Here is a 10309-nt window from a genome sequence, read left to right as displayed (position 1 = left end):
CATTCAAATAATAATGATTCATATCAATATCATAGTAATACCCGGCATACCTGCTACTCGACTTATCCTTATTCAGCTAACCTGCCCCGTTAGTTTAAGTACATTTCTTCACAATCTTCATAGTGATATTGGCGTAAATATCCAATAAAAAAATCATCTCACCTCTAAGAAAACTATAGAGGAGAGATGATTTTAATCAAACTTTTTTACAAAGCTACAACAGATACGTTGCATTCATTCCAGCTTACTCAACCGTTACACTTTTCGCAAGATTACGTGGTTTATCCACGTCACATTCGCGGTGCAAGGCAGCGTAGTACGCAATGAGTTGCATCGGGATAACAGAGATAAGAGGTGTTAATAGTTCGTTCACTTCAGGGATGACAAAGCGATCATCTTCTTCTTCCAACCCACTCATCGAAATAATGCAAGGCTTAGCACCACGGGCAACGACTTCTTTGACATTACCACGGATGCTTAGGTTGACGCCCGCTTGAGTAGCAAGAGCTATAACAGGTGTACCTTCTTCAATCAAGGCAATCGTTCCGTGTTTAAGCTCACCACCAGCAAAGCCTTCTGCCTGGATGTAAGAGATTTCTTTCAGCTTAAGCGCCCCTTCAAGACCAACATAGTAGTCAAGGGACCGGCCGATGAAGAAGCAGTTTCTTGTAACTGACAAATATTCATGGGCAATAGCTTCCATCTCTTCTTTCGAATCGCATAGAGCTTCCATTGCTGTCGCAACAATTCCAAGCTCCTTAACAAGGTCGAAATCCAACTCTAGGTTACGGAATTGTCCAGAAACATTTGCTAATATAGCCAATACTGCCACTTGAGCTGTGTACGCTTTTGTAGAGGCAACTGCAATTTCAGGGCCGGCATGAAGCAAGAGCGTATAATCCGCTTCACGTGACAACGTAGAGCCCGGTACGTTTGTAATAGTTAAAGCTTTATGACCAAGCGCTTTAATTGCCACTAATACCGCACGGCTATCCGCAGTTTCTCCACTTTGTGAAATGAAGATGAAAAGCGGCTTTTTAGATAATATCGGCATGTTGTATGTGAATTCCGATGCCACATGGACTTCAACCGGAATTTCAGTCATTTTTTCGATGAATTGCTTACCAATCAAGCCCGCATGATAGCTAGTTCCACAAGCGACGATATATATACGGTCAGCCTCACTTACTGCTTCTGTAATGCTATAATCGATTGCCAGTTTGCCTTCTTCATTTTGATAAGCTTGAATAATTTTACGTATGACAGCAGGCTGCTCGTCGACTTCTTTAAGCATATAATGAGGATACGTACCTTTTTCGATATCACTTGCATCCAATTCTGCAGTGAATGGAGCACGAAAAACTTCTTCGTTGGAAAGGTTCTTGATTGTTACCTTTTCATTTGTCACAATAACCATTTCTTTATCCATCAGTTCAAGGAATTGATCAGTGACTTGCAACATGGCCATTGCATCTGAAGCGACAACGTTAAAGTCTGTTCCCACACCGATTAGCAACGGGCTTTTATTTTTAGCGACAAAAATAGTTTCATCATTTTCAGCATCTAACAGGGCAATGGCATATGAGCCTTCTAAAAGAGTGAGTGTTTGACGGAACGCTTCTTCTACTTCCATACCATCGTTTACAAACTTCTCTATAAGTTGAACGATGACTTCCGTATCTGTCTCACTTTTAAAAGCAACGTCCTTCAAATATTCACGTTTTAAAATCGCATAGTTTTCAATGACCCCATTATGAACTAAAGTCAAGCGGCCTGAATTACTTTGGTGAGGATGAGCATTATCCCGACTTGGCACACCATGAGTAGCCCAGCGAGTGTGACCTATTCCTGTATGTGCAATAGTCTTTTCATCCACAGATCCACGGAGGTCCGCAATTCGTCCCTTTTCCTTAAAGACAGTAACGCCTGCACCATTTTTCACAGCAATCCCTGCAGAATCATAGCCGCGGTATTCTAGCTTTTCAAGACCTTTTAATAGAATTTCTTTCGCATCATTAAGACCAATATATCCAACAATTCCACACATAATTTCTGTTCCTCCAACCGATTTGAGGGAACAGGAATGCACGGGGGCATCCCTGCCCCCTCATCTCTGATATTTATTTTTATAAAGGAAATGCTTAAAGCCTTTCCCATTGTGCATTTCCAACCCTTTGTGCAGTAGGTTGCCCCACTGTTTTAAGATTAGAATTACTGCGGCTGTGCACTTCAGCCGGGAGGTATCCGCCGATCATTCGATAAACCTCCTCCTCGTCAACTAAGCCATTCTCGATCAGACTTAGTTCAGGCGCTTTGTAAATCCCTTTCTCCTACTACCCTCCTTTAAACAAAATATGCTTTAAATCAGGATAATCATACCTTAAACCAGGGACATAGGTCAATTCTTTGTTACTTTAACCAATGAAAAAAACACTTCTTTATAAAAATATGCATAAAAGGATATTCTGTTCCTTTTATGCATATGATTAGTTATTCGTTTATTCCCATTTCCGCTCTCACCACAGAGACGATACGATCAACATAGCGATTGCATTCTTCTACAGTTGGTGCTTCAGCCATAACACGGACAAGCGGTTCAGTTCCAGATGGTCTCACCAATATACGCCCGTTTCCTTCCATTTCTGCCTCAACTTCTTTTATGACTTCATGCACCTTTTCATTATCAGTTACAGCATGCTTGTCAGTCACTTTAACATTGATAAGCGTCTGTGGATATTTTTTCATCTCACTTGCAAGCTCTGATAAGGGTTTTTGTGTTTCACTCATAATGTTTACAAGCTGTAAGCCTGTCAATAAGCCATCCCCTGTCGTATTGTAGTCTAGGAAGATAATATGCCCGGATTGCTCACCGCCAAGGTTGTAGCCGCCTTTTCGCATCTCCTCTACAACATAGCGATCGCCTACTGCTGTTTGGGCACTTTGAATTCCGTGCTCCTCAAGACCTTTATAAAAACCTAGGTTACTCATGATTGTAGAAACCACAGTCCCCTGTTTCAAACGATTGTTTTCTTTCAGGTATTTCGCACATATATACATAATTTGATCGCCATCAACTATATTTCCTTTTTCATCAATGGCAATGATGCGGTCGCCGTCACCATCGAAAGCAAGTCCAACATCGGCCCCTTTTTCTTTTAAGAAACCAGCAAGTGCTTCAGGGTGCGTGGAACCTACCTTATCATTGATGTTCAAGCCATTTGGCGATGCTCCCATTGTAGAGATATCTGCATCTAGATCCGCAAACAAATGCATAGCCAAGGATGATGTCGCGCCATGTGCACAATCAAGCGCAACATGAATGCCTGTAAAATCTTCATCTACTGATTGCTTTAAGTACTGAAGATACTTTTGTCCACCTTCAAAATAGTCGTTTAAATGGCCTAAATCGCCGCCTACTGGACGTGGTAGTTCATCTTTTTCTAAATCTAACAATGTTTCAATTTCCGCTTCTTGATCATCCGATAGCTTAAAACCATCCGGACCGAAGAATTTAATACCGTTATCTGCAACCGGATTATGTGAAGCAGAAATCATGACCCCAGCTTCAGCACTTAACGCCTTTGTTAAATAAGCAACTCCTGGTGTTGAAATTACACCAAGGCGCATAACTTCAGCCCCAATTGATAATAAACCAGCAACAAGTGCACCTTCCAGCATTTCACCTGATATACGTGTATCGCGTCCAATCAGCACTTTAGGTTTTTCTGTATTTTTAGTAAGAACGTAGCCGCCAAAACGACCTAGTTTAAATGCCAACTCCGGTGTTAATTCGCTATTCGCTATACCCCTAACTCCGTCTGTTCCAAAATATTTACCCATCTTTTTATCGCTCCTTCTTCGAATCGTTACTAAATTAAATGATGTTAAAGGAAGGTTATGTTTCTTCGGCTTTCTGAGTAATAGAGACCTTAGCCGTTTTTGAATCCAGTTCCCAACTCACTCCTGCAGGCGCCTTTACTACCAGTTCTACATCATGCATACCTTCATCTAAATTACTAACATCTACTGTAAGTGTAATGTCGTTTTTAGTTATTTCTTTCAATTCATCCGCTTCCCCAAGCAAAGTGATGCTCGCTACATCGGATTCCAATTCGGCTTCTTGGTCTTCCTGTATACCTACAGGTTCTATTTTTAAATTGGTGAAAGTTTTAGACTCGATGGCAGGTGGTTCATCCTCTTCAACTACCTCTTCCTCGACTTTATCAACTTTATCGACTTCTTTGACTGCCTCTACATCCTCTTCTTTGACATCAATTTTTTCAGTATTAATTTTGACCTTTGCCTTACCCAAGGACATTTTTTGTACACTTTCTGGTTTAGTAAGATCCAATTCCAATTCGGCATCTCCATCAATTTTGGAAATATTAACAGGAAGATTTATTTCACTTATTTGTTCAAGGCTGGCTTCTGACCCATATAGGATTACCTCTTTTGGATCGACACTTATACTCTTAATTCGGATGCCGTCCTTTACTTTTCCAGTTTGCTTTGGTGCAATGGTTACCGTTTTCGAAGGGATACTAACTTCTAGTGACACTGCAACCGAAGCCGGTTCAATCGTAACATCTAATTTGTTTAAGTCCCGGTCAAGAGCTTTTACTGTGGCCTTGCCATTCATCGTTTCGTTAAGACCCTTACTTATTTCAAGATTTGCCTTAACATAGGAAATTTGTTCAATTACATCTTTAGCACCAGTTATTTTAACAGTTTTAGGGCTGACCGTTGGCTGGCCTGCGGTATATCCCTCTTCAAGTAAAGAGTTGTTATACTCGGCTTCAACTTTGAATTCCTTCGTCACCCGTTCCTGAACATTGACTTCCGCATATTCAGGATCGATCGTCGCCACTAACTTTTCATTCAAATCACTTATTTTAAATGTGACAGTTCTGTTCCCCATTGAGATTTCAGGATCCGAAAGGTCCACATAAACTTTAAAGTTCCTTTGGTTTTTCGCATTTATCAATAGACTTTTTGCTCCCTTTAGAGTAACATCCACCGTTTCAGGGACTCCGCTCACCACCAAATTTTCACGGTCATAGTACACTTCAACCGGTACATTTTCAATGGTTTCCGTACTAATCTCAGGAGCAGTAGATAAACCAAGAGATTTTTTATCTGACTCCATCTCAAAATTAACGGAGATGAATAAAAGAGCTGCCAAAGCAAAAGCAACAATTCTCATAAACCAAGCGCTGTTGGTGTATTTATCCATTTTTCTTCCCCCTCCAATTCCAGATACTCGAGGAAGTTGTTTTGATATTTTCCACTACCAGTTCACTAGTAAGCATTGCCCTAAATGACTCTTGATTCAAATCTCGGAACAGTTCTCCGTTTTTAGTAACAGAGATCCCTCCCGTTTCTTCAGATACAACGATTGTAATACTATCCGTCACTTCACTCATACCAATAGCTGCCCTATGCCGGGTACCAAGTTCTTTTGAAATGAACGGACTTTCTGATAAAGGCAGATAGCAAGCTGCAGCTGCCACCTGATTATTTTGTAAAATCACTGCACCATCATGGAGTGGCGTATTAGGTATAAAGATATTAATAAGCAACTCTGAAGAAATATAGGACTTTAGAGGAATCCCTGTTTCAACATAATCGCCCAGTGCCGTTCCTTTTTCAATCGTAATCAAGGCTCCAATTCGTCTTTTCGCCATATAAGTGGACGCCTTTAATATTTCTTCTACTAAACGCTCTTGCTGGTTCTCTTCTGGAACGCTGCCTCTTGTAAAGAGCTTCCCACGTCCTAATTGTTCAAGCGCTCTCCTCAGTTCAGGTTGAAAAATGACAAGAATCGCCAGTACTCCCCAATTCATGACTTGTGCCATTAACCATCCAAGTGTATTGAAACCAAACAGGTTGCTTAAGCTTTTTACAATGACAATTACAAAAATTCCTTTTAGCAGCTGTATAGCCTTCGTGCCTCGAATAATAGTTAACAATTTATATATCACAAACCAAACAAGGAGAATATCAATGAAATTTACTACATAGTCCCAAACACTCAAATTGGATAAAGACATGTTGTTTCCTCCAGTCAGTATTACTCCAAATAACAATAACAATCGTTATGTAATAACCTTAATAGTATACCATTTTTTAAATAATACTTCTAAAACTAGTGTGAGAAAGTTACACGTTAAGGTCTAATGAAGTAAAAAATCCCCTCCTTTTACGAAGTAAAGCTGAGCGAATGCACCGTATATTCGATGCATTCGCTCAGCTCCTCTTACTCCTTATTCCCCTTTTCCTCTTTAATAGGAAGCAAAGACGTTGCGGTATCCTTAATTTTGTACCACATCCACTCAAAAGCTTGGTCAATAACATGGATGCTTCCGGTCACATTCCCCGCCTTAGACATATAATTATGTCCATTTATGACCGTCACATCACCCTTCACTTCCCCTTCAATTCGAATGTTACCGTTTTGAACTACCACATTCCCCTCAATGGTCTCACCAGCAGGCACAATCACGGTTTCTCCTTCGACTAATAAATTAGCTTGCTTGGAAACTGAAAAATGTTCGTCCTGATTATATGTGGAAAAAAGAGAACCTGTCATCAATACAATGAACACGGCTGCTGCTGTCATAAAAGGATGGCTTCTTAACCAACGTTTAGCACCCGTTGTTTTCGTTTCCTTTGGCAATTGAGCCATAACCCTTGTTGTAAAGTCATCTGGGGCCTTAATATGGGAGGTACTTTGTACAAGAGCGACTGCCTTTTTCATTTCATGAAAATAATCCCGGCATTCTGCACAAGTATGCAAGTGATCACGTAAAGCTTCTTTATGCTCCGGTTTGATGTCCTCATCTAAATAATCATGCATATAATCAATGATTTCCTCATGGTAGTTCATTTTTCTCACCTTCTTTTCATAAATGGCGTAGTTGTTTACGCAAGGCTTCCCGACCACGATGTATTCTCGTCTTAACCGTGCCGACTGGCAAATCTAGTATTTCACTGATTTCCTTTAACGATAATTCTTCAATGTACTTCAATACGATTACCGATCGATATTTCTCAGGCAACTTCATAATTTCTACTTGAATGGTTTCCTGAAGTTCTAAAGATTCAACTTCTACCTCGGGCTTAGCCAAATCTGATGCAATTTGGGAATACATATTCAATCCATCAGTTCCACTAACTTCTGCATCTAAATAGTAATCCGGCTTTTTCTTACGAAGACGATCAATGCAAAGATTCGTAGCAATTCGGTATAACCACGTAGAAAATTTCATTTGTATATTGAAACTACGAATATTCACAAAGGCTCTGACAAAGGCCTCTTGTGCCAAATCTTCTGCTTCTTGCCTATTTCCGAGCATCCTAAAACATATCTGGAAAACTTTGTCCTTGTATAGTTCGACAATTTCCCCAAATGCATTATGGTCTCCTTTTAATACTTGATTAATTCTCTCTTTAATGAGTGCATCCATTTTCCGGTTTTTACCCCCGCTCATGCGGCTATACGATTATTACGAATCGTAAGCTAAAAGGTTTCATAATTTATTACTTTAATTTTAACAAAGTTTTACAATTTATGTTTAAGAAAAAAAAAACAAGGCTATATAGTTAGAAATTGTATAACCTAAGGGAGTGAATCACTGTATGACTGCCGAACAAATTTTAGATCATATTGAACTATACAGACAGAAAATGATAATTTTAGCTTCCCGCTCCTCGATGGTTGATAATGAAGTTATTGAAGTAAGCATAAAACTGGATGTTTTGATCAACCAATACTTCCATTTAACGAAAAATGGAAGTCAAACCGACCGATGTGCTCTAAAGTGAATATGGAGCTGAGATTACAACCATATAAATATAAATATAGATATTATAAAAACATCTTTAAAAATCAACTTACGCCTTCTAGCATATAAAAAACAGTAACCTAATACAAGCCGGTTACTGTTTCTTTTATTTTAAAGTTATAATAGCTTTTCTCCAAATAGCGAGCCCATTAAGGCCACGGCAACGATTGCGGTTTTATTACGTTCATCTAAAATAGGGTTTACCTCTACAAATTCAGCTGATGTAATTAATTCAGACTCCGCCAGCATCTCCATAGCCAAATGGCTCTCCCGATAACTAATACCACCAATTACTGGAGTTCCTACCCCGGGCGCATCCGCTGGGTCCACCCCATCCAGGTCCAAAGAAAGGTGAACGCCATCTGTTCTTTCTCTTAAATAATCTATACATTCTTCCATGACCCTAGTCATTCCCATTCGGTCAATTTCATGCATTGTAAACACTTTAATCCCTTTTTCACGTATTAACTCTTTTTCACCTTCATCTAAAGAGCGTGCCCCGATAATTATGATATTTTCAGGTTTTACTTTAGAAGTTGAACCATGAATATTAACTAGATCGGGATGGCCAAGCCCCATACTGACAGCTAGCGGCATACCATGTATATTCCCTGATGGTGAAGTTTCCTCCGTATTTAAATCTCCATGTGCATCATACCAAATTACGCCAACATTTTCATAGTGCTTCGAAACTCCTGCGAGTGTTCCGATGGCTATCGAATGGTCTCCCCCAAGAACGAGCGGGAAAGACCCGCCTTGTATAATTTTATCTACTCTTGTTGCTAATTGTGTATTTCCCTTAGCAACTAGCGATAAGTTTTTTAAATTTGTACCAGATTCCTGTGCATTTTCAGGGCGTCCTACTGCTATATCTCCCAAATCCTCTACTTCTATCTTTAATCGTTCGAGCCGGTCGACGATCCCTGCACAGCGGATTGCACTTGGTCCCATATCCACCCCTCGTCTTTCCTGACCAAGATCCATAGGTAGCCCGATAATAGAAATTTTCTGAATAGACATATAATTCCCCCTTTCTACCATTTTATATCTTATATACTAAGTGGTTCAACTGAACATTTATATGTATAAACATGCAGATAGTTAACTTTAATTACCGTATACACTCTTTGTCTTAAAATCCCTCGTTAAACCGTTTCCCTAATTAGAAAGTAAAGTAAAAAAGTTAGATATTTAAAATAACTTAAATTACGCTTAACAAAAATCAACTTTTTAAAATAAAAAAAGTCTTAAACCGTAATCGGCTTAAGACGTAAGTTTTAGTGTATGTAGTTAGATGGTGGAGCCTAGCGGGATCGAACCGCTGACCTCCTGCGTGCAAGGCAGGCGCTCTCCCAGCTGAGCTAAGGCCCCTAAAGGAATTAAATATATAGTAAGCGGAAGACGGGATTCGAACCCGCGACCCCAACCTTGGCAAGGTTGTATTCTACCACTGAACTACTTCCGCAAATGGCTGGGCTAGAAGGGATCGAACCTTCGCATGACGGAATCAAAATCCGTTGCCTTACCGCTTGGCTATAGCCCAATATATAATATGTTTTATTATTGTTCAACAAAATAAAAAGGTGGTAATCATATATTTCCCTTTTATAGAGAATATATAACTGATCCACAGGTTTTTATTAAAATGGTGGAGGGGGGCAGATTCGAACTGCCGAACCCGAAGGAGCGGATTTACAGTCCGCCGCGTTTAGCCACTTCGCTACCCCTCCGCAATATATGGTTGTAGATGGTGCCGGCAAGAGGACTTGAACCCCCAACCTACTGATTACAAGTCAGTTGCTCTACCAGTTGAGCTACACCGGCAAATATTTTCAAAATAAAATGGTGGAGGATGACGGGATCGAACCGCCGACCCTCTGCTTGTAAGGCAGATGCTCTCCCAGCTGAGCTAATCCTCCGGACTAATAAGTATATAATGGTGACCCGTACGGGATTCGAACCCGTGTTACCGCCGTGAAAGGGCGGTGTCTTAACCGCTTGACCAACGGGCCAATATTTTTATGTTAATAGATAGATTGGGAAGCTCCCAAGCGGATTCGAACCGCTGACCTCTTCCTTACCATGGAAGTGCTCTACCTACTGAGCTATGGAAGCATATGGCTCCGCAGGTAGGACTCGAACCTACGACCGTTCGGTTAACAGCCGAATGCTCTACCACTGAGCTACTGCGGAATAATATAATGTTTCCTAATACTCATTTAAAGATTTTAAATGAATAGCCTGGCAACGTCCTACTCTCACAGGGGGAAACCCCCAACTACCATCGGCGCTGAAGAACTTAACTTCCGTGTTCGGAATGGGAACGGGTGTGACCTCTTCGCCATCATTGCCAGACTATATTCATTTTTCGAAGAAATTTTCATTCCTTCAAAACTAGATAATAAGAAGGTATTTCATTTTTTTAAAGCTATGGTTAAGTCCTCGATCTATTAGTATCAGTCAGC

The 10309-nt window shown here is 40.3% G+C and carries 8 protein-coding genes, 9 tRNA genes and 1 rRNA gene; 1 reads left to right on the top strand and 17 read right to left on the bottom strand.

Annotation, left to right across the window (positions count from 1 at the left end; genetic code table 11):
* Positions 1 to 244: 244 nt before the first annotated feature.
* The 6 genes from glmS to sigW form a co-directional block, all read right to left on the bottom strand.
* On the bottom strand, positions 245 to 2047 hold the full coding sequence (gene glmS / locus ACQKMR_RS27530) for a glutamine--fructose-6-phosphate transaminase (isomerizing) (protein WP_427700108.1): 1803 nt from the start codon (positions 2045 to 2047) through the stop codon (positions 245 to 247).
* Between the two features lie 443 nt (positions 2048 to 2490).
* Entirely contained in the window at positions 2491 to 3840 is a 1350-nt protein-coding gene (gene glmM / locus ACQKMR_RS27525) for a phosphoglucosamine mutase (RefSeq protein WP_427700107.1), read from the bottom strand.
* A gap of 55 nt (positions 3841 to 3895) precedes the next feature.
* Positions 3896 to 5233 carry a CdaR family protein gene (locus ACQKMR_RS27520; protein ID WP_427700106.1) on the bottom strand — a complete coding sequence of 446 codons (1338 nt, stop codon included), beginning with the start codon at positions 5231 to 5233 and terminating at the stop codon, positions 3896 to 3898.
* Entirely contained in the window at positions 5226 to 6050 is an 825-nt protein-coding gene (gene cdaA, locus ACQKMR_RS27515; protein WP_427700105.1) for a diadenylate cyclase CdaA, read from the bottom strand. Before cdaA ends, ACQKMR_RS27520 begins: the two co-directional genes overlap by 8 nt.
* A gap of 206 nt (positions 6051 to 6256) precedes the next feature.
* Positions 6257 to 6886 carry an anti-sigma factor family protein gene (locus tag ACQKMR_RS27510; protein ID WP_427700104.1) on the bottom strand — a complete coding sequence of 210 codons (630 nt, stop codon included), beginning with the start codon at positions 6884 to 6886 and terminating at the stop codon, positions 6257 to 6259.
* A 16-nt stretch (positions 6887 to 6902) separates the two neighbouring features.
* Positions 6903 to 7466, bottom strand: a complete 564-nt coding sequence (gene sigW / locus ACQKMR_RS27505) for an RNA polymerase sigma factor SigW (protein WP_427700103.1) — start codon at positions 7464 to 7466, stop codon at positions 6903 to 6905.
* A gap of 172 nt (positions 7467 to 7638) precedes the next feature.
* Here sigW and ACQKMR_RS27500 point away from each other — a divergent pair, with 172 nt between their 5' ends.
* A complete protein-coding gene (locus ACQKMR_RS27500) occupies positions 7639 to 7824 on the top strand; it encodes a Spo0E family sporulation regulatory protein-aspartic acid phosphatase (RefSeq protein WP_427700102.1) in 186 nt (61 codons plus the stop codon).
* Between the two features lie 137 nt (positions 7825 to 7961).
* Here ACQKMR_RS27500 and rocF read toward each other — a convergent pair whose 3' ends face one another.
* From rocF to rrf, 11 genes are all read right to left on the bottom strand, one after another.
* Positions 7962 to 8864: an arginase gene (rocF, locus tag ACQKMR_RS27495; RefSeq protein WP_427700101.1), complete on the bottom strand. Its 903-nt coding sequence runs from the start codon at positions 8862 to 8864 to the stop codon at positions 7962 to 7964.
* A gap of 275 nt (positions 8865 to 9139) precedes the next feature.
* Positions 9140 to 9215, bottom strand: a tRNA-Ala gene (locus ACQKMR_RS27490).
* Between the two features lie 22 nt (positions 9216 to 9237).
* Positions 9238 to 9309: transfer RNA gene (locus ACQKMR_RS27485), tRNA-Gly, on the bottom strand.
* A gap of 3 nt (positions 9310 to 9312) precedes the next feature.
* Positions 9313 to 9387, bottom strand: a tRNA-Gln gene (locus ACQKMR_RS27480).
* Positions 9388 to 9490: 103 nt separating this feature from the next.
* Positions 9491 to 9574: transfer RNA gene (locus ACQKMR_RS27475), tRNA-Tyr, on the bottom strand.
* An 18-nt stretch (positions 9575 to 9592) separates the two neighbouring features.
* Positions 9593 to 9668: transfer RNA gene (locus ACQKMR_RS27470), tRNA-Thr, on the bottom strand.
* Between the two features lie 19 nt (positions 9669 to 9687).
* Positions 9688 to 9763 (bottom strand) — tRNA-Val (locus ACQKMR_RS27465).
* Positions 9764 to 9781: 18 nt separating this feature from the next.
* A tRNA-Glu gene (locus tag ACQKMR_RS27460) sits at positions 9782 to 9856 on the bottom strand.
* A 30-nt stretch (positions 9857 to 9886) separates the two neighbouring features.
* A tRNA-Thr gene (locus ACQKMR_RS27455) sits at positions 9887 to 9959 on the bottom strand.
* 3 nt (positions 9960 to 9962) lie between these two features.
* Positions 9963 to 10037 (bottom strand) — tRNA-Asn (locus tag ACQKMR_RS27450).
* Positions 10038 to 10083: 46 nt separating this feature from the next.
* Positions 10084 to 10199, bottom strand: a 5S ribosomal RNA gene (gene rrf, locus ACQKMR_RS27445).
* Between the last annotated feature and the right edge of the window lie 110 nt (positions 10200 to 10309).

Source organism: Peribacillus sp. NPDC096540, from assembly GCF_050278525.1.
Classification (GTDB): domain Bacteria; phylum Bacillota; class Bacilli; order Bacillales; family DSM-1321; genus Peribacillus.
This window is presented reverse-complemented; position numbering and strand designations above follow the sequence as displayed.